The sequence below is a fragment of the Microbacterium karelineae genome, from assembly GCF_009745985.1.
Classification (GTDB): domain Bacteria; phylum Actinomycetota; class Actinomycetes; order Actinomycetales; family Microbacteriaceae; genus Microbacterium; species Microbacterium karelineae.
In genome coordinates, this window is record NZ_WFIX01000177.1 from 197,287 (window position 1) to 217,700 (window position 20,414).

A 20,414-nucleotide genomic window follows, 5' to 3' on the forward strand; every position below is an offset into this window, starting at 1 on the left:
CTCACCCCCGGGTCCTGCGCTCCTTGCGCGCCTTGCGGGCTCCACGCCCGCTCTTCTTCGAGTCCCACCAGTCGTGGAACTTGCTCATCGCGATCGGCTTCGAGCCGAGTTGCTTGCCCTTCGGCTTCTCCCACGGGCGCGGAATCGGCTTCGGCTTCGGCGCGGACTTCTTGCCCGCCCGCTGCCAGTTGCCCCAGTTCAGGGCGTCCGCGATCAGCGCGAGGAGCTGGTCGCGCACCGTCCACTGCGGCCCGTTGATCGACCGAGAGGTCGCCGTCTCGGGGTCGCGCTGGAATGCACGCACCATCACCAGCAGGTCGCGCCACGAGTAGCGGACGCCGATGTCGGCGAGCCGCCACCCGCGGCCGAGGAGATCGGCCTCGATCGCCTCCGCGTGCTCGTCTAGGAGCTCGCAGAGGCCGAAGATTCCCCCAGCTCGATCCCGGCGTCCTTCTGCCACTCGGCGACCATCTCCTTCACGACCGCCACCGGCACATCGAGCAGCGCCTCACCCAGCCCGGGCGCGATCTCGTCGAGCACGGTGTAGATACCGCCCTCGACCTCGTCGGCCTTGCTGAGTCGCTGCACCTGACGGCCGGTCAGATACTCGGCCTTCGGCATCAGGAATGTGCCGTTGTCGGTCTCGACCTCGAACTGGTTCTGATCGACGGACTTCTTCCAGTCGGGCACCTTGTAGCCCATGCGCGTACCTCCACTTCGGGGAACGGGGAACAGCGCAGCGCCCAGCCGGTTCCCCGTTCGGCTGGGCGCTGCGGTCAGAGAGACGGGCCGGTCAGACGCCCGTCGCGACGACACCGTCGTCGGTGAAGATGTAGATGTTGTTCCCGGCGGCGTCGGGGTAGGTCGACAGCGTCACCGGAAGGGTGATCGCGGCCGATGCCTGCAGCGGGATCTCCCCGCGCTCGGTGACCTGGCCGTGCGGGACCATGACCAGCACGCGCCGCTCGCCGTCCTTGATCTTGAAGTACCAGGCCTTGATCGGCCGCTCGGTCCCGGCGATCGCGGCGCGCGTCTGCGTGCCGTGCGTCGAGTCGGCGGCCGTCGTGTCGACGTTGCCGTCGCCCATGTAGTTCTTCAGCGCGCCCTCGGACAGCTCGAGGTGCGTCCAAGCGAGCGTGCCGTCGAACTCGGTCATGATCCGGCGGATGACGCGCAGCGCCCAGTCCTTGATCGTCTCGGTGGACTCGGACGGCGTGATCGTCACGCCGTCCTCGTTGACGTAGCCGGAGTCGTCGAGCCCGTCGGTGACGACGTCGTCGATCGTGGCCGGGACGACGTCCGTCTCGGGGCCGGTGAGGATCGCGCCCGTGACCTCCTGGTCAGGTGCGCCGATGTAGACGTTCTTGTTGTTGACGCTCATGCGAGCGCTCCTTTCGGGCGTAGCGAACAGCGCGGCCCCGGGGCGGGGCCGCGCGGAAGTCGGGGAACGGTCAGATGCGCGACCGCCGCAGATCGGCGGTCACGGTCGCCGTGAACCGGAACCTGTCGGGCACCGACGGCATAGGGAGATTCGCGGGCAGGGACACGGCGCGGACCCCATAGCAGGTGACGCCGCCGACAGACCCCGCGCGGCCCGCGGCTTGCAGATGGGCGATCATCTCCGCGCAGATGCGGCGTGCGCGGGTCTCCGTCCCGGCGAAGCCCTCGAGCGCGAGGGTTGCGCCGTCGGTGACGAGGTCGCGCTCCGCGCCGCCCGTGCCCACGACGCGCCCGAACTCGGACGGCTTGGGGTTCGGCACGCGCGTCCCGATCGGGACAGTCATGCGCGCGTTCAGCTCGTCGACGGCGGCGATTTCGTCGTCCGCGGGAATCAGCACCTCGGCCACGGTCACCTCCCGGCGTCGATCGCGCGCGTCAGATTTCGATCCTCGGCCTCGGCCTCGCGTGCCTCGTAGGTCGCGGTATTCACGAATGCGACTACACGGTCACGGTTGCGGGTCACCTCGACTTCGTGCCCTTCGCCCGCGGCCGACTGGATGCGCGACGCACGCGCCGCGAAGTCGTCCTGCACCTCCTGCGAGAGCAGCAACTCGGCGAATCCCTTCGGGTTCCGCTTGATCCGGAGCCCCTTGACGTTTGCCATCAGCCCTCCCAGCGGATCAGCTGCACGATGCAGTGCGATGTGCGCGCAGTCACGCCCGGCTGTCGGCCGACGCCGCCGTCGACGTGGAACGTCTCGCCGAACAGGCGCACTCGGTCGGTGGCCTCGATGTCGGCTTCGAGCGGGCCGCGGAGCGTGTACGCGGTCGATGATCCGTCGCGGTTGGTCGTGTCCTCGCCGGTCGCGCCCGCGTCGATCGCCCACCCGTCGAGGGGCGTCTCGGTCGCCTTCTCCCAGTCGCGGGCCTGGTTGCCGCGGCCGTCGTCGACGAGCGGCGCGCGGAGCCGCACGATCTGGTTCCGGTCGACTTGCCCGCCGATCACGGGACATACCCGATCGTGTACGGAGCGAGCGTCGCCACGTCAGAGCTACCGGGCGCCGTCTGAAGCGCGCCGCCGGCACGCCCGAACGTCAGAGCCACGCCTCCGGCCTGCTCGCGCGTCTGCCCAAGCGGTGCGCCCAGCCCGCCCGCGGCGATCGCAAGCGTCAGCGTGAGAATGCTCTCGGGGACACTGGCGAATCCGGCGGTGAAGGTCACCTCGGCAGTGCACCCCCGTAGCGACGTCCACCCCGAGTCAGGATCGAACCCCACGGTCGCGGGGGAGATCGTTGCACCGTCGATGGTGACGGCGTCGATCGACGTGATGCGCATGGCGGGGAGCCATACGCGCTCGGGCCAAGGTGACGTGCGCCTGAATGTCTTCTGCTCGTTCGGCGCGATGTGCCATCCGCAGTGGTCGCGGATCGCGCGCGTCGCGGCGTCGAGCTCGGTCTGCAGGAACGGGTGGGTGGCGGCGATGGCCCCCTGCGTCCGGTTCTGCATGTCCTGCGGTGTCGCGAACGATGCCATCGCCACCACCTCCGTCCGCTACTTCTCGGTCGCGGTGCGCGACTTGTTCTTCGGCTGGCGAGCCTTGTTCGCCGGCGTCTGATGCTCCTTCGCGCCGAGGCGCTTGGCCTCGTCGGGGGTGAGCTTCATGACGGTCTCGACGTTGTGTCGTCCGACGCGGACGACGTACTTCTTCAGTGCCATGTCGTTGTGCTCCTGCGATTCGATGCGGAGATCGACAGGGACCGTCGTGGTGCGCGGGCCGCACGACGCGTGCGCCGCGCCGCAGACCTTGCATGTACCCACGACGGCCCCCTTTCGATCACGCGGCGGTGAGGTCGATCTCGACGAACGCCGCCGGGCGGCGGACACCGAACGCGGCGCGCTCCTCGGCGAGGATCGCGACCAGGTTGCGGATGAAGAAATCGCTGTGCGAGTCCGTCACCGAGATCGACGCCTGCTCGCGATCCCAGAGGACCGCCTTGCGGAAGTCGCCCGTGAGGCCGACGCCGGGCGCGATGTTCTCCGACTCGACGACCGGGAGGCCGTGAAGGGTCGGGACGCCGGCCGCGAGGGCCTCGTTCTGCGGGTTCTTCGCGAGTCGGGCGAGCTGGATCTTCTCCCAGTCGACCGGGTTGAGCAGGTAGGCGGTCGGCATGGCGCGCCCCACGGTGCGCACCTTCGTACGTGCCTTCAGGGTCGTCTCAAGCAGCGGATCGAGGTCGGTGACCGTGTTCGAGTAGGCCTGCGACTGGATGCCCGTGGTGTTGCGGATGCCGGTGAGGTTCTCGCCGGTTCCGTCGCCGTTGAGCACCTGGTCTTCCTCGGTCTGTGCGAGGTCGGCGAGGAGCTCGTCGTCGATGAGTCCGCGCAGCTGCGAGGCATCGGCGATGCCGCGCTTGGTGGCGGGAATCCACTCGGCGATCGTGCGCACGGGCGCCGTGACCTTCTTGAAGGCGATCGACCCCTCGGGCTTGTACCCGCCGCCGGCGGCGAGGATGGGCTCGCCGGTGGTGGTGTCGTGCGTCGGGGCATCGGCGGTCGTGGCTTCCGGGGTCGGGGCCGCGGCCGTCGGCTGCGAGGTCTGCTGCACGAACTCGACCGTGTCCGAGTCGGTCTGACGGACCGAGATCAGATCGCGGATCGTGAGCGTCGGGCGTCCGAGCGCCTCGTAGATGCCCGTGACGTCGGGGTTCACGAACGCGCCGCCGGAGGTGTCGGAGGCGCCGGTGACGAGCGACTTCCGCTTCGGGAAGATGCCCTTCAGGCCCATCGGCTCCGACTGCACGCGCGCGCGGTCGCCGGGCGCACGGTTGCCGTGCGCCTTCATGAAGCCGACGTACTGCGCCGACTCGATGAACAGCTGGCCGAGCGACTTTCCGCGCGACGGCGTCACGAAGCTGGATGCCGAGTTCGGGTCGTCGTTCGACTCGAGGCCGAGGTCGAGGCCGATGTCCTTCAGCGCCGACTTGACGTCGTCGGACTCCTTGACCTTCTGCATGTCGGCCTTCGCCGACTCGTATGCCTTCAGGTGGGTCGAGGCCTGCTCGATCTCGTCGGGCGTGAGGTCGCGGTTCTCGGCCTCCGCCTTCGATGCGATGTCGCGGGCGGCCTTGAGCTCGGCCCGCATCTTCTCCTTGAGATCCATGCTGGATCCTTCCGTTCAGAGAGTTGCGCCCTCGGCGGTTGCCAGGGCGATCTGCAGGCGCGTTCGAGCGGACGGCGCGCGTTCGGGTTCCTCGGCCTTGGCCCCGGCGGGCTCCTCGGTCTTGACCGTCACGTGACCGCTGGCCTTCCCAGCGCCTTCGGTTCCCTCGCCGTCGATCACGGCGAGGACGTTCTTGATGTCCACTGCGGCCGCGGCGATCTTGTCGGCCGCCTCGCGGAGCGTGGTCTCGTTCTTCGCGGAGATCGCGCGCCCCGCCTTGACGTCGGCGACGATCTCGTCGGCGAGAGCCTTGACCGCGACGATGGAGGTGTCGCGATTAGCGCCGACGGGGACGAACGAGAACTCGAAGGCCTCGAGCTTGCGCAGCTCGTTCGCCTTCGTCCCGTCCTCGAGGGTCACCTGGCCCTCGTCCAGGACGTCGAACGCGAACGACAGCTCGCGGATCCGTCCGGACTTCACGAGCCGGTAGACCTTCGCCGCGGTGGGCTCGTCGAGGTCGAACTCGCCCTTCACCCACCATCCGTGGTCGTCCTCGCCCTCATCGATCGCCGACGCGACGTTCAGGTGCGGGTCGTCCATCCGGTGCCCGTAGAGGCCCGACAGCACCGCTCCGGACTCCTTGCGCTTGGCGATGTCGTCGGCGAACGCACCGGGCGCGACGACGTCGCCGTAGCTGTCGGGCGTGCGAGTGAACGTGCTGGGGTAGACGAGGAACTGGCCCTCCTCGAGGCCGTCGTCGTCGCCGGTCTTGAACTTGACCGGCAGGGACTTGATCTTCATGGCGGCCCTCCTCCGGGCATGAGACAGGGCCGCCCCGCCGGGGCGGCCCTGTCGTGAGTGGATGTCGTGACGGCGATCAGCCGAACGTGACCTCGACGTCGCACCGGCAGTTGCTGACGCCCTCCGCGCCGAGCACGGGGTCACCGGGCCAGTTCGCGCCGTTCGAGAACGACTCGTCGATGCCGACCGTCTCGCCGTGCATAGACGCATGGGACGCGCGCGGATCGCCCGACGTCACCAGCCACGTCTTCTGGCTGCCGCCGTTCTGGCGCGCCGCCTCGGTCGTCGCAAACGCGGCGAACGTGGTCACGAGCGTTGTCGCGATCGAGCCCGCCCGCGAGTCCTTCGCCACGTCGAACGCGTGCGCCGGATCCGTCACCCCGGCCGGGCCGGCTCCTGACACGATCGCGCCGACCTGCTCACGCGTGGTCGCGTTGATCATCGCCGCGCGAGACTTCGCGACCTCCGCGAGGAACGCCTCAGTGCGCGCGAGGTCGTAGTCGTCTGCGCTGAATCCGACCGCGACGAGCGCGGCGACGGCCGCGGCCTTCGTCGTCTCGAGCGCGAGCGCCAGCAAGTCCGCCGCGAGCTCGCGATCCCACCGCTCCTCGTCCCACCATTTCGGGGCCTTCGTCCCGAGTGCCGAGAGGACCGAGCGGCTTTGACGCTCGAAGAACGCCGCCATGACCTCTTCGACCTTCGCCTCGTGCGTCGGCGGAGCCTGCTCCTTGGCGCGGATGCGCATCGACTTGCGATCCATCTCGCGGATGACGCGGCCTACGGCGTCCGGGTGCGTCTCGGACAGCTTCAGCAGCATGTCGACCGCGTCCTTCGTCAGCGCGCCCCCCGCGGCGCGCTCGTTCTGCGTTCCCGAGTCGCTCGGGGAGGCCTGACCGCCGACGAGGACGTTCAGCGGCGTGACGAGCTCGTCGCCACCGGGCACGCTGTGCAGGTTCGCGCGGGCGCGGGCCTCGTTCCGGGTGAGGTACGGCGCGCCGACCGACGTCTGCAGATGGGCGGCCTGCTCCTCGAACGAGCCCCGCAGCTTCTCCTGCATGTTGAACTCCACGTACACGCCCTCGGTGTCTCCGAGATCGGGCAGGAGCTGCAGAGCGATCTCCTCCTGGATCTCCTTCAGACGAGGCCCGAGCGTGTCCTGGTACAGCATCTTGTGCTGCTCGGTGATGTTCGAGAACGAGGCGTTGTCGAGGATCCCGATCATGGGCGGCGGGATGAAGTACGCCGCCGCGACCTCCTCCCGCGTCAGCTTGCGGGATTCGATGTACTGCAGATCGGTGGCCGACTGCGACGCGGGCACGAACGTCATCCCGTCCTCGAGAACTGGCGTGCCGCCGCCCTCGGTTGCGGACCATCCCGCGTACTGCTCGCGCCAGCCGGTCTTGAAGCGGCGCGCCGCCGCGTCCGACCATTCCTTCGCTTCCTTCGGGCGTGTGATGTAGCCCGAGTGACGGGCGCCGTTGCGCATGACCTGCTCGCGCATCTGTCCCGCCGAGTATTCCTCCGACAGCGCGCGGCGCAGCGTCTCGATCGGCGACGTCGCGTTCCGGTCGTCGTCCGGGTTGTAGCCGCGGAAGTACACGACGTCCTTCGCGGCAACCGTCATCTTGCCTCGCGCTCCCGTGATGATGAACGCCTCGGGGCGCAGCCAGTTGTCCGTGTTCGCGACCTTCCACATGCCGGGCGGGACGCGCACGATCTCCCATCCGCCGGACGACGTACGCGACTTCAGCCACAGGGCGCGGTCGTAGATGCCGAGGTCCGACACGAGCCCACGCATGAGCCGGTAGCTCGTCGTCCATGCGTTGGGTGCTCCGAGCAGGGTCGCCAGTGGATGGTCGCGAAGGCGCTGGCGGTCTGTCTCGCCGACGCGCCGGAACGTGTGCAAGGACAGCTGCGCGATGTTGCGCGCGAGAAAGTCGACCACCGTCCGCACAGGCTGCTGCGACCGATAGATCTGCGCGTAGTCCTGCGTCAGGTCGTCGGTGAGCCGCACCGACGCGGGCGCCGAGTAGGTCGGCTTGTGAACCGATCGGATCTTGCCTTCAGAAACCGCGAAAGCCATTGCCGCCCCCTCACGGTGCCTGAATGAACAGCACCCTGTCCCGCTCGATCACGGTGTCGCCGTCGAGCTCCACCGGCTCCGCGCCCGCCTCGAGCAACGTCGCGTTCTTGATGACGAGCAACGGCCCGTCCTGCTTGTAGAAGATCCCGTCCACTGATGTGCCGTCGGCCAGATTGACGACGACCCGGCGTCGGTAGATCACGCGTCGGAATGCGCCCACGCTCGCCTCCCCTGCTCGTCACACGACCATGAGGTCGTTCGTTTCATACGCCGACTCGAATGTCTCCGGCGGGTTCTTCAGCAGCCAATACGCGCCCTTGACCGCCATGAGCGGCGATGCATCCCCGGGGGATCCGTGGCGGTCGACGACGTAGCCGTCGCCGAGCTTCTTCATGACCGCCGTGCCGGCGGCGACGTCGAGCACCGGCTGCGTGCGGTGTCGGATCTTGTCGAGGTTCACGCCGTCCAGCAGCAGGCCTGTCGCCCGCCCGAGATCGGGGCCGCCCCACTCGACGACGTCGAGGTCGGCGTCGTCGAACTCGGTCACGAGCGAGGACACGGGCGCGCCGCGCGTCTGGAAGGTGATCCCGGCCGGTGTGAACGTGCGTTCGGGCGACGTGAGCCACGGGACGATCCAGTCGGTGCCCGGACGGGACGCCATGATCCCGACGTGTGCCTTCCCGTCGACACGCTCGGCGGCGAATCCGATGTGCGCCCACGTGCGGTCGTGCGACACATCGACGCAGACGTACACGGGCGCGCCGTCGCGGCGCTTCGAGAGGCGATCGGTCGCGGCCGCCCACTTGCCCGGCTGGAACGGGCCGCCCACGCCCGCGTCGACAAACAGGTTCCCCACTTCGGAGGCGAACACGGGCGCCGGGTCCGACGCCCACGCATCGCGCAGATTCTCCTCTGGGAGGTTGTAGTTCATCGACGGGTTCGAGTACGCCCATGCCTCTGGCGAATCCAGCGGCATTCCCGGCGGCGGAGACCACCAGAACAGTCCGATCGTGGTCTCGTCGTCGTCCGCCTCGATGGCGTCCGTCGCCTGCTTGTGAAGGTGGCGCTGCACGATCGCGTCCATGTCGCCCGTGTTCGCGGCAACGATCCGCTGCGCGCGGCGGCGCGCGTTCGTGGTCTTCGACAGCGCCGACCAGGCCTTGAAGTTCTTGTGCTTGAGGATCTCGTCAATGAAGACGAGATCGAATGTGAGCCCGCGGCCGCCATTGTCGGCACTGTCGACCCAGTACCGCTGGCCGCCGACGAGCTCGAACCACAGCTCGCCGTTCGTGTTCGACTCGTCCGCGACCTCCTGCTTCAGGCGCGGGATCGCGTCGATGAGCTCGCGCACGTGCTCCCACGGCTTCTTGGCCGTGGCGAGCTTCTGCGCGACGCCGAGCACCTGCGCGTCGCCGTCCATCACCATGCGGAACAAGATCAGCAGCGCCGCGAGGAACGTCTTCCCGTTCTGTCGAGCCACCCACAGCAGAACGGTCTTGAACCGGTAGGTGCCGTCGGGATTCAGCTCGAGCGCGTGGATCAGGAACCACCGCTGCCACGGGTTCAGCGCCGGCGCGAGCTCCTCGTTACGGGTGCCGGCGAGCTTCTCATGAAGCCACTCGGCGAAGTGGATCGCCGCGTACCCGGCGCTCGTCGTCGGCGTCAGCGGCCGACGGGGCGGCGTGAACACGCGCGGGCACTCGTGCCCGTACACACGCGTCGCGCTACGCCTTCTTCCGCGTCTTGCGGCCCCTCGCTTCCGGGTCGTCGTCGATGCCACTCGTCCTCCCGGTGTAGAACGCGCGGCGCATGTCGTCGAGCTCGTCCTTCTCCCGCGGCTTGGCCGCCGCGATCAGCGCCTCGAGGTTCTCGGCGTACCGTTGCGCCAGCCCCGCGCGCTGTGGGATCGCACCCGGCACGTCGAGATCACGCGCGAGCTGCATCACCAGAGCGGCCCGCCACGCAGCCGTCGCCGGGATCTCGAGATCCGCGATCACCGCGCGCGCGGCCTGCTCGTTCGTGAGCGCCACGTTGTCGTCGTTCGTCCCTGCGGATGTCCCGCGATCTGTCCCACGCTTCGACGTCGTGTCCGGCCCGATCTGCGGGAGAGCCTCGAGCTGCGCCTTCTCCCTCTTCACCGCGCGATACCGCGCCTTGCGCTCCCGGTCTCGCTTGCGCTTCTCCTCCGGAGTCATCGCCATCGCGACCACCTCCTCCGAGGGCGGGACATGGGACATCAGTACCCGGAGGGGGACAGATCATTGCCGGCGCTCGGCCCTCGGGAAGGGTGCCAGCGATCTGAACGCCCCTCCCCGGGACCCAATGTCAGAGGACGAAGCGCTCCTTGATAGCCACGGCGACATCGCCGAGGGCTTCTCGGATGTTCCCCCTCGCGAAAGGGATGTACTGCAAGCCCGCTACGTTTGAGAAGTTCTCGACGCCGTCTTCCACGAGCATCAGGACCCGGTCGAAGCCGAGCTTCCCTTGGAATAGGCCGGCTTCGTGGATCACATTCTGGCGTGCGCGGCGTTCGCCATCTCCTTGCTCATCCTCGGCAGTCATGACAATGATCGCGAGGTTCGCTCGTGACAGTTCCTCGTCGAGGATGTCGCGGATGGTGTGACCTGCACGAGATGCAGACTCGAACGCTCGGGTCCTGAGCTCCATTCGATCTTGCACATACTCCTTGAGTTCACGCCATGCGTTGCTGCGGCCATGTCCGACGAAGATCTGCGGCAAGGTGTCGCTTCGCTCCACAACCGTGGCGCTCGCGAGGAAACTCTCGAGCTTGTTGTGCAGTCGGTCCGTCTCGGACGGAGTTGGTGCCGTGACCGATACTCGGCTCGCCCCGGCGTTTGCTTCGACGCTGACTTCGACCCGGCCGGTCATCCACATCGGTATCGAAAGCAGTTTGGCCCCATCCTTCGGGTATACCGTCGCTCCGATCTTGATGACATCCGCGTCACGCACCCGGTCCAAGTCCTGGATCAGCTCATCCAGCGTGTCCCAATCCCACGTCGTGAGTCCGCGCGTAACTCGCGCCGTGATGTGCTCGGTCTCCTCCATCCCACCCGATGCCAGTGCCTCGACGATCGTTCGGACCTCGCGCACGAACTGCGCATCCGGGTAGCGATGGGCAACGTAGGAGTGTTTCGTAGGCATGCGCTCATGATCTCGCATCGCATGCGGATCGCGAAGCCCTACCCACCTCACCGACGAGTGAACGACGTTGCTCAGACTCGCCGCCCCCTCGAGATAGCGTCCGCGAGTCCCCGGAGCCCATCGGCGATCTCGCGGCCGAGCGCGTTGTGCTCGACGACGACCGTCGGGTGGTTCCTTCCCGTGTCGTTCGTGACGCGCAGCGAGAGCGGCAGTTCGAACGAGCCGACTTCGGCGGGCTTGCCGTCTCCCACGCGCAGGAGGATCCCGACGTCGATGTGCGCGCCAGCCATCACTCGCTCGCCTTCGCCGGCGCCTTCTCGTCGTCGGCGTTCCACGTGCCCTGCTTCTCGGTGATCTTGTACGTGCCGCCCTCGGCGCGGAACTCACCGAGCCCGACCGGGACGTCGTAGCGCTTGCCGTGCAGAGGCCCGCCCTTGCAGGTGATGCGTCGAATGGCCATGAGGATCTCCGTTCAGTGGGTACGACGAAGGCCCCGCCCCACGAAGTGGGAGCGAGGCCTTCCGGGCTCTTGCCGTCAGTGCTGAGCTGGCATCGTGACGGGGCTGTTGTTGAAGCTCGACGCCGGGTCGAAGCTGTAGACCTGTCCGTTCTCGTCACCGACAGTGGCGATCGTCCACGGGCTCAGGTTGATCGTGTCGCCCGCGTAGACGGTCGAGACTTTCTCGCCGCCCGCGCTGAACATCGTGTTCCGGCGGACCATGTTGAGGATGTCGAGGTGCCGCGTTCCGTCGCCTCCACCAAACATGGTGGTGCAGAAGCGGGCCGCGATGCTCGCGTAGGAGTCACCCTCGACCGCGTGGTACGCGACCGGGTTGCCGTCAGCGTCGGTCTCGGTCTCGCCCTGCGCACCCGCACGAGGACCGCTGTCCACGAGGTACTGGGGAACGAGCCCGTCGAGCTGTTCCGCATCGACAGAATCGACGGGCGTCGGTGCTGCGATGTCGGAGCACGTCGCGTAAGCGGGCTCCTCTGGTTCCTCAGTCACAACCGGTGCCGGCTCCTCTGTCGGATCTGGCGATTCGACGGGGTCCGGCGTCGCGGTCTCCGTGACGACAGGTGTAGGGGTCTCTGCAGCGGCCTCGGGCTCAGCGTTCGTGGCGCAGCCCGACAACGTCAACGCCGCAACTGCGGCGAGCGCGAAGATCTTCGAGGAACGGATCAACATATGTCGATCCTGACAGCACGCCTGACCGGTATGCGACCTTATGGCGGGAATTGTGGCCGATTGGATATCTTCCCTCGGCCGATCGGTCACCAAACTTCAGACGGGTCACCGATGCCAGGCCGTTGGTCGCCTGCTCCCTTGTTGCGGTTGCACCGCTTGTGGCTCGGCTGGCCGTTGTCCGGGTCGTCGGCGAGCTCAGGATGCGTCTTGATCGACTTGCGGTGGTCGTACTCGAACGAGTCGGGATTCGTCCTCGGGAGCGTCGTGTCGATCGCCTGGCCGCAGATCGCGCACGGCAAGTTGTGCTCGGCGGTGAGCTTGCGCAGCTCGGCACGGTTCCTGCGGTGCTGAGCGGTAGACCGGCCGGGGATGCCGGCGCTCACGCGTCGTTCTCCCAGGCCGGATCGCAGCATTCCGCGGCTGCGAGCGTCGACGGCCACTCGGCTCCACACTCCGGACAGGGATGCATCGTCGCGCCCCCTCACGGTCGAGCCCGCGCCGAGACACTCGCAGCGCTCTCGGTCGGCGGGCCAGGTCTCGGCGCATGCGAAAGGCCCGAACCGATCCGGTCCGGGCCTTCTACGCAATTATCGCGCTGGCGCTAGCCTATCACCTCAATGTGCAGAGGTTGCAGGGGTTTTCCTCGGGCGTCCACCCGTCCGGCCCCGCATCCGCTTCTCCACCTCGAGGAGGTGCGACTCACGCACACGACCGGCGAGCACCGTCAGCTCGCCGCGCTGCCGCCACGCCTTGATCGTCCGCGGCGAGCGCCCCACGCGCTCGGCCGCATCCCTGATCGTCAGCCACCGGTCGGCCATGCCTACCGCCTCCCGTTCTGCGCTTGGCCGGCGAGAATGACCGGGCCGCCGACCTGGATCGCCGCCTGAGCCGCGAGCGTCGGCTGCCATCCGCGCTCCTCCAAGCCGTTCTTGAAGCTGTCGAGGATGTCGCACACCGACGACACGCCCTCGATGAACTTGAGCTGCTCCTCAGGCGTCATGCTGCGTCTCCTGTCTTCTCGTTGATGTCGGGCTGCCAGTAGCGGCCGTCCTTCGTGGCGACGAGACCCTTCTCCGCCCAGCGGCGCATCGTGCCCGTCGTGACGCGCGCGTGCCGGGCTGCGGCCGCGAGCGTGAGCCACCGCGGCTCGTGCGGGGCGCCCTCGCCGAGGGGCACCTCCTCGCGGAAGTGCGCGGCCCACAGGCCGCCGTCGTCATCGCTGTTGGCGAGCCACCCACACGAGGTGCACCCGTACCGGCTCGCCGTGCCGCGACGACGCGGCGGCTGCACCCGCACCGTCTTCATGTCGCAGTCCGGGCACGGCGCGTCAGCCCACCGGGGCCGATCCTCGAACGACCAGCGCGTGAGCGCGTCCGCGAGCGACCAGACCGCCGGCGACGACTCCGTGTGCCGCTCGATGACGCCCGCGCAGAGCGCGAGCACCTCGTCACGGTCGTTGACGAGCTCGTCGAGCACCTCGAGCACCGCGTCCGCGGCGGACTGCGCGATCGTGTGCGCCTCCCCCGCCCACGTGCCCGCCGGGAGGCCCGGCACGCTGTCCGGCACGACCTCGCCCGCGACGTGCATCTCCCACATGCGCAGGACACGCACGATGTCGTCCGACGCGTCGACGAGGTCCGCCGCGACCGGCGCGGGAAGATCCGGCCTGGACGACTGCACGCGCACGGCGTCGTACCGGGCCGCCTTCGACGGATCCGCGATCGAGCGGATGAGGCCGACGACGTCGCCGGCGTCCTCGAGGCATCGCCGCAGGGTCCGGTAGCAGCGCTCGCAGATCAGGGCGCCGTCGCGCGCCTCGCGCGGTGCGCACCCCATACAGTCACCCTCGTCCTTCCCGAAGTCGGGACACGTCGCGTAGTGGACGTCCGGCACGGTGCACCCGCAGGCACAGATCCGGTCAGCCATCGTGCTCTCCCCACCACGGCGCGCCCGCCGCCTTCGCGTGACACCCGCAGGCCGTGTTCCCGCACCAGGCGAACGGCACCTTGCACTTCGCGCAGCACCCCGCCATCAGAACGGCACCTCTCCCTCGTCAGGCGTCCACTCGTTCGCGAGGGGCTCCTGGTGCCACTGATCCGTGGCCTGTGTCGCGACGCCGCCCTGCGGAGCCGGAGCGGGCGCCGCGCTCGGCGCGCCCTGCTGGCCCTGCCCGCGCGGAGCGGACCGCGTCACCGCCGCGGTCGCGTAGCGAAGGCTCGGGCCGATCTCCTGCACGTCCAGCTCGATCGACGAGCGGCGCTCGCCCTCGCGGGTCTCGTAGTTGCGCTGACGGAGGTTGCCCTGCGCGATCACGCGCATGCCCTTCGTCATCGACCCGGCGATGTGTTCGGCGAAGTCCCGCCACGCACTGCACCGGAGGAACAGCGCCTCGCCGTCCTTCCACTCGCCCGCCTGCTTGTCGAACGTGCGCGGCGTCGACGCGATCGTGAAGTTCACCACCGGGATCCCCGACTGCGTGTAACGCAACTCCGGGTCCGCAGTGAGGTTCCCCACGACGGTGATGATCGTTTCCCCAGCCATCAGGCCGCCTCCTCTTGTTCCGCGTGGTAGCGGATCAGTCGTCTCAGGTGTTCTGTCTTCTCGTCGTACGCCTGTGCCTCGAGGTGTTCCGGGGTCGGTGTGAACCGTTCCCGGGCGACCTGCCGTTTCCGTTTCGGCGAGCGCATCAGGCGTCGCATGTGCTCGTCGGCCCACTCCGTCGCCAGATCAAGCCGGTACTGGGGCATCGCGAGGCCTCCTCCCGGTCTGGACGGTCAGAACGCGTCGCGGGGATCCCACCCGTCGTCGTTCCCGACGGTCTGCTCGTACTCGGTCATCTGCTCGCCGTATCGGGCTTCCGCCACCCACCGGTCGTGACGACGGCGCGCAGTCCCGCAGGGTCCACAGTTCTCGACTCGGCCGTGCGGGTGGTCCGGGCATCCGATCGGCGGGGCATCCATCAGCAGGGGTCGCTTCGGCGGTCGGGGCCGGGTCTCCTGCTCCTGCGCCCACGTGGCCCACTCGCTCGCCCGCTCGGCGCTCTCGGCCCGCACTCTCTCGCTCGCCCGCTCCCGCGCTCCCCCCACAGCCGCGAACGTTCGCGAACGTTCGCGAACCGGCACCTCGGGCGGCTCCGGGCATTCCGACCACGCCAGGCGCGCATCCGTCTTCAGCGGGCGCCGGAGCGCGATCCACATCCGGTCGTCCTCCTCGAACGTCGTCAGGAACCCGCACTCCTCGAGCATCAGCACGTGCTCGATCACCGTCTCCGTTGCGGCCTCTCCCGGGTAGATCGCCGCCGCGATCAGCTCCGGCACCAGCTCGCACCGACCCAGGCCGTCTGTTGTCAGCCACAGGCCCAGCGCCGTCGGCCTCGCCTCGTGCGGAGCGCGCAGATACCCGGGCCACCGCAGATCCTCCGCGCTGATCTTCCGCTGCACGCTCTTCGTTAACACCCTGATCGCTTCCCTTCGCGAATCCCTCGAAACACAGATCGACCGCCAGCTGCAGGTGGTGCTCGTCGACCTCAAAGCACTCCGTCCACCCGCGCCCCATGAACAACAGGTCACGGGCCTCGTCGTCGCTCTCGAACGCCGGCGGGAACCATCGGCGCAGGATCCGCAGCGCCTCCGCCTCCCATGTCCAGTCGGTGCCGCGGGCGAGCACGATGATCTGCGCGCCCGAGCGCACCAACATCTGCACGCGCGAGTACCGCCACGCGCGGCCGACCTTGAGGATGTGGCGGCCATAGCCGCGCTCGTCCGCCCACACGGCGACGTACGTCATCGCGTACTTCGGCATCGCGCCCATCAGAACGGCACCTCCGACATGACGAGCTCGTACGGGACGCGCTTCGTCGCCGAGACCAGCAACCACAGCGACCCGTCGATCGCCTCGACCGGGCGCGACTTCGCGATCTCGAGCGTCTCCGCGTTCGTCGCCGCCTTCCGGATGTACAGGCCGCGCCGCTCGAGACCATCGAGCACGAACTCGTGCGCATCCGCCTTCGCGCCGTTGCACAGCGAGCACGCCGAGATCAGGTTCGCCGGGTGGTCGAGCACAGCGCGCGGCGTCCCGCCGGCTCCGCGGTTCGCGCGGTGGTCCGTCGTCTGCGCCTCGCCGATGCACCCCGGGAGCATCAGCAGGCAGAACCCGCCGTCGCGCTCGATCACGGCCTTCTTCGTCCGCACCGTCACCGTCATCGGTCAGCCTTCTTCCGTCGCGGCTCGGGGATCCCGAGCTTCCGGGCCATCGCGCGGCGCTCCGCCGCGGTCTGCCCGCCGAAAACTCCGTCCGTCTCCCGGTTCCGCAGCGCCTGCTCGAGGCAGTCCTGCCGCACCGGGCACTCCTCACACACGGCCTTCGCGAGGCCCGCGTCATGCAGCTCGCTCGTGGGGAAGAACAGCTCCGTGTCCATCCCGCTGCACGCGGCGCGCTCCGTCCACTCGCTCACGCGGCCACCGCCTCGACCACGGAGCTCGCCTGCAAGTCCGCCCACGGGCTCCGCTCGCCAGGCACGAACACGCGCCCATCGAACGTGACGCCGAACGTCGCGATCTCCTGCAGCTGCGGCCGTGCCTCGAGGTGGGCGTGGTCGCCGCTACATTTTCAGCCGTGATGGTGATATCCGGTCCCCCAGCACTGCGCGCAGGGTGCACCGCGCCAGTCGAGGAGCGCGTCCGTCCACGGGTCCCTCAGGGCGGTGCGTCCGCTGGACATACACGAGAAGCAATAGGCGCACCCAACCGGGCGGCCCATCCCATCGACATATCCGCCGAACACCTCGTCCCAGCGCGTCGGCGCGATCCCCAACGCGCGGCATCCATGGGTCACCCGCGAGCGGTCGTCACGCGAGCAGGTGCACTCCTGGTCCGGAGCCGGCGGCAGTGTCTTGTCCTCCGTCTTGCCGAGGTCGGCCCATTCCCCTCCGAGGAGGTCCAGCAGATCGCTGCTCATTCGTCGTCCTCCGTCCGGGTCGGCTGGATCAGCGCCGTCGCGCGGAGCACGCCGCGTTCCCAGAAGTCGAGGATCACGGGGCCGGGCTTGTCGCCTGTGCCGGCCATGTACTCGAGCGTCGGCGTCGTGGTCTCGGGCATCTGCAGCGCTCGTGCGTCGGCGAGGTAGTCGAGTGCAACCGGGACCGGTTCGGAGTGCACGCCCATGCGCGCCGTGTCGAGCACGCGCGCGAGCGGCGGGTACTCCTCCGTCGACACCAGGGGCGCGTCGAAGCGCGCCGACGGCGCGGTCTCCTCGTCCCACTCGCGGAAGATGACCGACACCCAGCCGTCGCGGCTCCCGTCGTCGTTCGCGACCGCGGCGCGCGGGATGACGACGTCGACCGGATCGACTGGGGCCTGCAGGTTGAGGTGCAGCTGGTGGATCCGGTAGCCGTCCGTGGACGACGCGACGCCGGTCAGGCCGTCGGCGACGAGGTGAGCGTGGCACTTCACGCCGAACACCTCGTCCTTGGCCGCAGCCGCGATCAGGCCGCGCGCGAGCCACCCCATCTCGGGCGTGGGCATCTTCAGGTCGCGTGCGACGACGATGTCGTGCGCGTTGATCTCGGTGACGTTGCTCATGTGTGGGCCTCCGCCCGGAAGTTCGCGTTCAGCGACCGCAGGATGTCGATCTCGGTCGTGAGGGTGCGGCGCAGATCGCGGCCGTACTCGAGCGCGAGCTCTGCCGTGTCGACGGCTTCGAGGGCCGCGACCGTGGTGTCGTCGATCTCCGCGTAGGCGCGGGCGTCGGCGATCGAGAAACCGGCCTTGCGGGCGTTCACGAACGCCTTCCCGCGCGCGAGCGACGCGTCGCGCTTGCGGGCCTTCACCTCGGCGGAGAGTTCCTCTAGCGCCTTCGGGGCGCGCGAGATCCGCTCGCGCGCGATCATCAGCGCGCCGGCGACCTGCACCGGGGACGGGAACGACTGCGCCAGCTCGTCCTCGTTCAGTCGCGCGATGTTCAGCGGGACGAGCTCGAGGTCGAGCACCTCTCCCGTTGCGGGATCCGCGGCCGTCACGATGTCTCCCCGTCCTGCTTCGCGAGCGCCTCACGCATCGCGTCCGCGACCGACGTCGACACGGGTCCGTCCGGTGTCGGCTTCTGGACGCGGCGCGCGCGGCGCTTCTTGCCGGACGTCCGCGGCTTCGGCTCCTGCGCGGCCTCGAGCTCCGCCCGGCGGGCGTCGAGCTGATCCTTCAACTTGAGGTCGACCGCGCGGGCGGCGCGCGCCTCGCGGCGTACGTCATTCAGTTCGGAGAGCGTCGCGGCCGCGGCGATGCGCGCCGACCAATCGACCGGCTCCGACACGGGCGCGACAGGCTCCGTGGGCGATGCGGGCGTGGCCGTCTCCCGCGGCGCGCTCGGGGCGTCGTCGGGCTCGCGGCGATCGCCGAGCACGTCGGCGAAGGTGCGGCGCAGCGCCGAGCGGAGCGCGTGCGCGCCGAACAGGACGTGCGGGCGTGCCTCCCACAGGGCGCGCCACGATTCCTCGGCGGGCACGACCTCATCCCACAGCTCCGTAACGACAGTCGGTATCGCCCACCCGTCGCGGTGCACCGTCGCGCGCGCGGCAACCGGCCGCGTGCCCGGCGGGAGTGCGTCCGCCCAGGCCGGGCCGACCGCGAATCCCTCTCCGAAGTCGGCGGCGAACTGGACGTGCGCGCCGCGCAGCGCGCCGGTGCTCGTCGCGGCCGTGAGGTAGCCCTGCAGGGTCTGCTGGACGTCGTCGGCCGTGATCTTCTGCTCGGTCACTTCTTCGACTCCTTCGGGAGGGTCACGCGCAGCGCAGGCTTCGCGTAGGTCGTCTTCGTGTACTTCTCGCGTGCGAGCGCGGCGAGCTTGTCGGCGGCGTCGCGGTTGCGGCCGTACTGCGAGTGCGCCTCGGGATCCGCGATCTCCCACGCGTCCTCGTCGAGCGCGCGGCGGCGCGCAGGACGTGCGAGCGTGACCGTCCCGGCGTCGTCGGCGTGCTTCCAGCCGATGCGCTCCGCGGCGGGGTTCTCGTCGCGGAGGATCCGCAGAAGATCCGCGCGCGCCGCCTTCTCGAGCTCGGCCGCGGCCTTCGCCGCATGCGTCGCGGCGAGCACGCGCGCCTTCGCGTCAGCGAGCTCGGTCGACAGTTCCGCAACCGGGGCGCCGTCGTCCACCCACGCGAGGAACGCGTCCGCACGCTCGACGAGCTCGGCGATCCGCTCGTCGTCGCGCCAGACGATCATGTGGTCGGGGTCCGCTGTCGGGGCGACGTCGCCGGCGCCCATGACCTCCCACGCGTAGACCCATCGGTCGAGCCCGGTCACGTGCATGCCCCACTGCACCTGGTCGTAGTGATCCGCGGGGATCCCCGACTCGGGCGGCGTCCAGCCGTGCTCGTGTGACTTCACCTCGACGCCCGCGACCATCCCGCCGGGCATCGTCACGAAGGCGTCGGGTGTCGCGAGGTGGCGGGCGTTCGCGCTGCTCGCCCACACGTGCGCGTTGGGGATGATCGGCGCGGAGAGGATCCACGTCAGGTCGGCGATGATCTCCGGCTCACGCTCGTAGCCACGGCGCGTGTGCACGTTGCCCGTGAACGTCGAACCGTTGAGCTTCTCGTCGAGGATCCGCGCGTAGGTCGTCGGCGACACGCCCGGCACCTCGGATGCGGTCACGCCCTCGGCGCGCGCGTCGAGCCACGCGTCCTCGTCCTCGGCCTGCGACGCGACCGGAACGGCCGCGAGCGCGGCTCGGAATATCTGCTGTTCGATGCTCACTTCGACTCCTCGCTGGTGGTCTCGCAGCGCGAGCACATGAACCGGCCCGGGCTGGTGGTCTTCGGGACGAAGGCGGGAATTTGCTTCCCGCACTCCGTCCGGTCGGCGGACGCCATGACGTGCGTCGTGCCCGACGGGAACGTCGTCGCGAACCGGCCGGTCATGATGCGCTCCCGGCGAGACGCCACGCGGCCGCGCGACGCCCGGACGGGGTGCGGCCCTCGCCGTCCTGGACGATGTCGCCGTCGCGTGCCCGCTGGCGCAGCGCCGTGCGGATCCGTGACGGCGACCACGCGCGCTCGGTGCGGCCTTGCCACGCGCGCTCGAGGTTCTCTCGTTCGATCGCGGCCGCGGTCAGCGGGCGGCCCGCCGCGGCGAGGATCGCGAGCACCTCGACCTCGGATGCTTCGAGGGCGTCGGCATCGATCGAGTCGGCCGCCGCGTGCGACGTCTCGGGATCCGACCGGCGCGCACGAGACGAGTCGCCCGTGATCTGCGACAGGATCGCCGGGCCGGTCATGCCGCGCTCCTTCCGAGGCCGACGTCCGCGAGACGGACGTGGTCGATCGCCGCGACCGGCGCGAACGGTGCGATGTCGTCGCCCGTCGCGAGACGGTCCATCTCGGCGAGGACACTCGGGAGGATCGACGTCGGGATGTGCAGCGGGGCGACGTCCGTCGCGCGGCCGTCGATCGTCAGCCCGTCGTCGTCGCGACGGATGCGGATCGACTCCCACGCGGTCGTTGCGCCGAAGCGGATGTCGAACTCGATCACGCTCTCGGTCTGAGACCGGGTGATCGTCGGGCCGGAGTGGGTAGCCTCGGTCGTGGGCATT

35 protein-coding genes are annotated in these 20,414 nt (G+C 69.2%); all 35 read right to left on the bottom strand.

Going from position 1 to position 20,414, the window contains the following annotated elements:
• Position 1 precedes the first annotated feature (1 nt).
• The 35 genes from GB932_RS07095 to GB932_RS07260 all read right to left on the bottom strand — a co-directional run bounded on the left by GB932_RS07095 (position 2) and on the right by GB932_RS07260 (position 20,413).
• A complete protein-coding gene (locus GB932_RS07095; protein ID WP_156759985.1) occupies positions 2-460 on the bottom strand; it encodes a hypothetical protein in 459 nt (152 codons plus the stop codon).
• On the bottom strand, positions 403-702 hold the full coding sequence (locus GB932_RS07100; RefSeq protein ID WP_156759986.1) for a hypothetical protein: 300 nt from the start codon (positions 700-702) through the stop codon (positions 403-405). The genes GB932_RS07095 and GB932_RS07100 overlap by 58 nt, the downstream gene beginning before the upstream one ends.
• Before the next feature lie 91 nt (positions 703-793).
• Positions 794-1,381 carry a phage tail tube protein gene (locus GB932_RS07105; RefSeq protein ID WP_156759987.1) on the bottom strand — a complete coding sequence of 196 codons (588 nt, stop codon included), beginning with the start codon at positions 1,379-1,381 and terminating at the stop codon, positions 794-796.
• Positions 1,382-1,451: 70 nt separating this feature from the next.
• Positions 1,452-1,847: a hypothetical protein gene (locus tag GB932_RS07110; RefSeq protein ID WP_156759988.1), complete on the bottom strand. Its 396-nt coding sequence runs from the start codon at positions 1,845-1,847 to the stop codon at positions 1,452-1,454.
• A gap of 2 nt (positions 1,848-1,849) precedes the next feature.
• Complete coding sequence (locus GB932_RS07115; protein ID WP_156759989.1) at positions 1,850-2,104, bottom strand: hypothetical protein; 255 nt, start codon at positions 2,102-2,104, stop codon at positions 1,850-1,852.
• Positions 2,104-2,445 (bottom strand): hypothetical protein, encoded by a 342-nt coding sequence (locus GB932_RS07120; RefSeq protein ID WP_156759990.1) that lies wholly within the window; start codon positions 2,443-2,445, stop codon positions 2,104-2,106. The genes GB932_RS07115 and GB932_RS07120 overlap by 1 nt, the downstream gene beginning before the upstream one ends.
• Positions 2,442-2,972 (bottom strand): hypothetical protein, encoded by a 531-nt coding sequence (locus GB932_RS07125; protein WP_156759991.1) that lies wholly within the window; start codon positions 2,970-2,972, stop codon positions 2,442-2,444. The genes GB932_RS07120 and GB932_RS07125 overlap by 4 nt, the downstream gene beginning before the upstream one ends.
• Positions 2,973-2,990: 18 nt before the next feature.
• The gene (locus GB932_RS07130) at positions 2,991-3,257 is read right to left on the bottom strand and encodes a hypothetical protein (protein WP_156759992.1); all 267 of its coding nucleotides are present in this window, start codon (positions 3,255-3,257) and stop codon (positions 2,991-2,993) included.
• Between the two features lie 16 nt (positions 3,258-3,273).
• Positions 3,274-4,599, bottom strand: coding sequence for a phage major capsid protein (locus tag GB932_RS07135; RefSeq protein WP_156759993.1), 1,326 nt, complete (start codon positions 4,597-4,599; stop codon positions 3,274-3,276).
• A gap of 15 nt (positions 4,600-4,614) precedes the next feature.
• Positions 4,615-5,400, bottom strand: a complete 786-nt coding sequence (locus tag GB932_RS07140; protein ID WP_156759994.1) for an HK97 family phage prohead protease — start codon at positions 5,398-5,400, stop codon at positions 4,615-4,617.
• Positions 5,401-5,476: 76 nt separating this feature from the next.
• Positions 5,477-7,483, bottom strand: a complete 2,007-nt coding sequence (locus GB932_RS07145; RefSeq protein ID WP_156759995.1) for a phage portal protein — start codon at positions 7,481-7,483, stop codon at positions 5,477-5,479.
• 10 nt (positions 7,484-7,493) lie between these two features.
• Positions 7,494-7,703: a hypothetical protein gene (locus tag GB932_RS07150; protein WP_156759996.1), complete on the bottom strand. Its 210-nt coding sequence runs from the start codon at positions 7,701-7,703 to the stop codon at positions 7,494-7,496.
• An 18-nt stretch (positions 7,704-7,721) separates the two neighbouring features.
• On the bottom strand, positions 7,722-9,173 hold the full coding sequence (locus GB932_RS07155) for a terminase large subunit domain-containing protein (protein ID WP_156759997.1): 1,452 nt from the start codon (positions 9,171-9,173) through the stop codon (positions 7,722-7,724).
• A 34-nt stretch (positions 9,174-9,207) separates the two neighbouring features.
• Complete coding sequence (locus GB932_RS07160; RefSeq protein ID WP_156759998.1) at positions 9,208-9,684, bottom strand: hypothetical protein; 477 nt, start codon at positions 9,682-9,684, stop codon at positions 9,208-9,210.
• 124 nt (positions 9,685-9,808) lie between these two features.
• Positions 9,809-10,645 carry a TIR domain-containing protein gene (locus tag GB932_RS07165; protein WP_197517363.1) on the bottom strand — a complete coding sequence of 279 codons (837 nt, stop codon included), beginning with the start codon at positions 10,643-10,645 and terminating at the stop codon, positions 9,809-9,811.
• Between the two features lie 71 nt (positions 10,646-10,716).
• Positions 10,717-10,935: a hypothetical protein gene (locus GB932_RS07170; RefSeq protein WP_156760000.1), complete on the bottom strand. Its 219-nt coding sequence runs from the start codon at positions 10,933-10,935 to the stop codon at positions 10,717-10,719.
• On the bottom strand, positions 10,935-11,105 hold the full coding sequence (locus GB932_RS07175; RefSeq protein WP_156760001.1) for a hypothetical protein: 171 nt from the start codon (positions 11,103-11,105) through the stop codon (positions 10,935-10,937). The genes GB932_RS07170 and GB932_RS07175 overlap by 1 nt, the downstream gene beginning before the upstream one ends.
• A gap of 75 nt (positions 11,106-11,180) precedes the next feature.
• Positions 11,181-11,651 carry a hypothetical protein gene (locus tag GB932_RS07180; protein WP_156760002.1) on the bottom strand — a complete coding sequence of 157 codons (471 nt, stop codon included), beginning with the start codon at positions 11,649-11,651 and terminating at the stop codon, positions 11,181-11,183.
• Positions 11,652-11,917: 266 nt separating this feature from the next.
• Positions 11,918-12,214 carry an HNH endonuclease signature motif containing protein gene (locus tag GB932_RS07185; protein ID WP_231916054.1) on the bottom strand — a complete coding sequence of 99 codons (297 nt, stop codon included), beginning with the start codon at positions 12,212-12,214 and terminating at the stop codon, positions 11,918-11,920.
• Between the two features lie 231 nt (positions 12,215-12,445).
• Positions 12,446-12,649 carry a helix-turn-helix domain-containing protein gene (locus tag GB932_RS07190; RefSeq protein ID WP_156760004.1) on the bottom strand — a complete coding sequence of 68 codons (204 nt, stop codon included), beginning with the start codon at positions 12,647-12,649 and terminating at the stop codon, positions 12,446-12,448.
• Between the two features lie 2 nt (positions 12,650-12,651).
• Positions 12,652-12,831 carry a hypothetical protein gene (locus GB932_RS07195; protein ID WP_156760005.1) on the bottom strand — a complete coding sequence of 60 codons (180 nt, stop codon included), beginning with the start codon at positions 12,829-12,831 and terminating at the stop codon, positions 12,652-12,654.
• Positions 12,828-13,667: a hypothetical protein gene (locus GB932_RS07200; RefSeq protein ID WP_197517364.1), complete on the bottom strand. Its 840-nt coding sequence runs from the start codon at positions 13,665-13,667 to the stop codon at positions 12,828-12,830. Before GB932_RS07200 ends, GB932_RS07195 begins: the two co-directional genes overlap by 4 nt.
• A gap of 195 nt (positions 13,668-13,862) precedes the next feature.
• Complete coding sequence (locus GB932_RS07205) at positions 13,863-14,372, bottom strand: single-stranded DNA-binding protein (protein ID WP_156760007.1); 510 nt, start codon at positions 14,370-14,372, stop codon at positions 13,863-13,865.
• Complete coding sequence (locus tag GB932_RS07210; protein ID WP_156760008.1) at positions 14,372-14,578, bottom strand: hypothetical protein; 207 nt, start codon at positions 14,576-14,578, stop codon at positions 14,372-14,374. The genes GB932_RS07205 and GB932_RS07210 overlap by 1 nt, the downstream gene beginning before the upstream one ends.
• A 27-nt stretch (positions 14,579-14,605) precedes the next feature.
• Complete coding sequence (locus GB932_RS07215) at positions 14,606-15,286, bottom strand: hypothetical protein (protein ID WP_197517365.1); 681 nt, start codon at positions 15,284-15,286, stop codon at positions 14,606-14,608.
• Positions 15,287-15,640: 354 nt separating this feature from the next.
• Positions 15,641-16,033, bottom strand: a complete 393-nt coding sequence (locus GB932_RS07220; RefSeq protein ID WP_156760009.1) for an HNH endonuclease — start codon at positions 16,031-16,033, stop codon at positions 15,641-15,643.
• On the bottom strand, positions 16,030-16,284 hold the full coding sequence (locus tag GB932_RS07225; protein ID WP_231916055.1) for a WhiB family transcriptional regulator: 255 nt from the start codon (positions 16,282-16,284) through the stop codon (positions 16,030-16,032). Before GB932_RS07225 ends, GB932_RS07220 begins: the two co-directional genes overlap by 4 nt.
• A gap of 155 nt (positions 16,285-16,439) precedes the next feature.
• Positions 16,440-16,787 (bottom strand): hypothetical protein, encoded by a 348-nt coding sequence (locus GB932_RS07230; RefSeq protein WP_156760010.1) that lies wholly within the window; start codon positions 16,785-16,787, stop codon positions 16,440-16,442.
• Complete coding sequence (locus GB932_RS07235; RefSeq protein WP_156760011.1) at positions 16,784-17,410, bottom strand: hypothetical protein; 627 nt, start codon at positions 17,408-17,410, stop codon at positions 16,784-16,786. Before GB932_RS07235 ends, GB932_RS07230 begins: the two co-directional genes overlap by 4 nt.
• Entirely contained in the window at positions 17,407-17,847 is a 441-nt protein-coding gene (locus GB932_RS07240) for a hypothetical protein (RefSeq protein ID WP_156760012.1), read from the bottom strand. Before GB932_RS07240 ends, GB932_RS07235 begins: the two co-directional genes overlap by 4 nt.
• Positions 17,844-18,581 carry a hypothetical protein gene (locus tag GB932_RS07245; protein WP_156760013.1) on the bottom strand — a complete coding sequence of 246 codons (738 nt, stop codon included), beginning with the start codon at positions 18,579-18,581 and terminating at the stop codon, positions 17,844-17,846. Before GB932_RS07245 ends, GB932_RS07240 begins: the two co-directional genes overlap by 4 nt.
• Positions 18,578-19,579, bottom strand: a complete 1,002-nt coding sequence (locus GB932_RS07250; RefSeq protein ID WP_197517366.1) for a PDDEXK family nuclease — start codon at positions 19,577-19,579, stop codon at positions 18,578-18,580. Before GB932_RS07250 ends, GB932_RS07245 begins: the two co-directional genes overlap by 4 nt.
• Positions 19,576-19,743 (bottom strand): hypothetical protein, encoded by a 168-nt coding sequence (locus tag GB932_RS19195; RefSeq protein WP_197517367.1) that lies wholly within the window; start codon positions 19,741-19,743, stop codon positions 19,576-19,578. The genes GB932_RS07250 and GB932_RS19195 overlap by 4 nt, the downstream gene beginning before the upstream one ends.
• Positions 19,740-20,099 carry a hypothetical protein gene (locus tag GB932_RS07255; RefSeq protein ID WP_156760015.1) on the bottom strand — a complete coding sequence of 120 codons (360 nt, stop codon included), beginning with the start codon at positions 20,097-20,099 and terminating at the stop codon, positions 19,740-19,742. Before GB932_RS07255 ends, GB932_RS19195 begins: the two co-directional genes overlap by 4 nt.
• Complete coding sequence (locus GB932_RS07260) at positions 20,096-20,413, bottom strand: hypothetical protein (protein WP_156760016.1); 318 nt, start codon at positions 20,411-20,413, stop codon at positions 20,096-20,098. The genes GB932_RS07255 and GB932_RS07260 overlap by 4 nt, the downstream gene beginning before the upstream one ends.
• Position 20,414 lies beyond the last annotated feature (1 nt).

Excerpts from the sequence above, each read along its gene's own strand:
- GB932_RS07235 (WP_156760011.1), bottom strand. The coding sequence starts at position 17,410 with ATGAGCAACGTCACCGAGATCAACGCGCACGACATCGTCGTCGCACGC.
- GB932_RS07260 (WP_156760016.1), bottom strand. The coding sequence starts at position 20,413 with ATGCCCACGACCGAGGCTACCCACTCCGGCCCGACGATCACCCGGTCT.
- GB932_RS07135 (WP_156759993.1), bottom strand. The coding sequence starts at position 4,599 with ATGGATCTCAAGGAGAAGATGCGGGCCGAGCTCAAGGCCGCCCGCGAC.
- GB932_RS07190 (WP_156760004.1), bottom strand. The coding sequence starts at position 12,649 with ATGGCCGACCGGTGGCTGACGATCAGGGATGCGGCCGAGCGCGTGGGG.
- GB932_RS07165 (WP_197517363.1), bottom strand. The coding sequence starts at position 10,645 with ATGCCTACGAAACACTCCTACGTTGCCCATCGCTACCCGGATGCGCAG.
- GB932_RS07255 (WP_156760015.1), bottom strand. The coding sequence starts at position 20,099 with ATGACCGGCCCGGCGATCCTGTCGCAGATCACGGGCGACTCGTCTCGT.
- GB932_RS07140 (WP_156759994.1), bottom strand. The coding sequence starts at position 5,400 with ATGAAGATCAAGTCCCTGCCGGTCAAGTTCAAGACCGGCGACGACGAC.
- GB932_RS07205 (WP_156760007.1), bottom strand. The coding sequence starts at position 14,372 with ATGGCTGGGGAAACGATCATCACCGTCGTGGGGAACCTCACTGCGGAC.
- GB932_RS07175 (WP_156760001.1), bottom strand. The coding sequence starts at position 11,105 with ATGGCCATTCGACGCATCACCTGCAAGGGCGGGCCTCTGCACGGCAAG.
- GB932_RS07230 (WP_156760010.1), bottom strand. The coding sequence starts at position 16,787 with ATGAGCAGCGATCTGCTGGACCTCCTCGGAGGGGAATGGGCCGACCTC.
- GB932_RS07170 (WP_156760000.1), bottom strand. The coding sequence starts at position 10,935 with ATGGCTGGCGCGCACATCGACGTCGGGATCCTCCTGCGCGTGGGAGAC.
- GB932_RS07115 (WP_156759989.1), bottom strand. The coding sequence starts at position 2,104 with ATGGCAAACGTCAAGGGGCTCCGGATCAAGCGGAACCCGAAGGGATTC.
- GB932_RS07195 (WP_156760005.1), bottom strand. The coding sequence starts at position 12,831 with ATGACGCCTGAGGAGCAGCTCAAGTTCATCGAGGGCGTGTCGTCGGTG.
- GB932_RS07105 (WP_156759987.1), bottom strand. The coding sequence starts at position 1,381 with ATGAGCGTCAACAACAAGAACGTCTACATCGGCGCACCTGACCAGGAG.
- GB932_RS07160 (WP_156759998.1), bottom strand. The coding sequence starts at position 9,684 with ATGGCGATGACTCCGGAGGAGAAGCGCAAGCGAGACCGGGAGCGCAAG.
- GB932_RS07145 (WP_156759995.1), bottom strand. The coding sequence starts at position 7,483 with ATGGCTTTCGCGGTTTCTGAAGGCAAGATCCGATCGGTTCACAAGCCG.
- GB932_RS07220 (WP_156760009.1), bottom strand. The coding sequence starts at position 16,033 with ATGACGGTGACGGTGCGGACGAAGAAGGCCGTGATCGAGCGCGACGGC.
- GB932_RS19195 (WP_197517367.1), bottom strand. The coding sequence starts at position 19,743 with ATGACCGGCCGGTTCGCGACGACGTTCCCGTCGGGCACGACGCACGTC.
- GB932_RS07125 (WP_156759991.1), bottom strand. The coding sequence starts at position 2,972 with ATGGCATCGTTCGCGACACCGCAGGACATGCAGAACCGGACGCAGGGG.
- GB932_RS07100 (WP_156759986.1), bottom strand. The coding sequence starts at position 702 with ATGGGCTACAAGGTGCCCGACTGGAAGAAGTCCGTCGATCAGAACCAG.
- GB932_RS07210 (WP_156760008.1), bottom strand. The coding sequence starts at position 14,578 with ATGCCCCAGTACCGGCTTGATCTGGCGACGGAGTGGGCCGACGAGCAC.
- GB932_RS07200 (WP_197517364.1), bottom strand. The coding sequence starts at position 13,667 with ATGGGGTGCGCACCGCGCGAGGCGCGCGACGGCGCCCTGATCTGCGAG.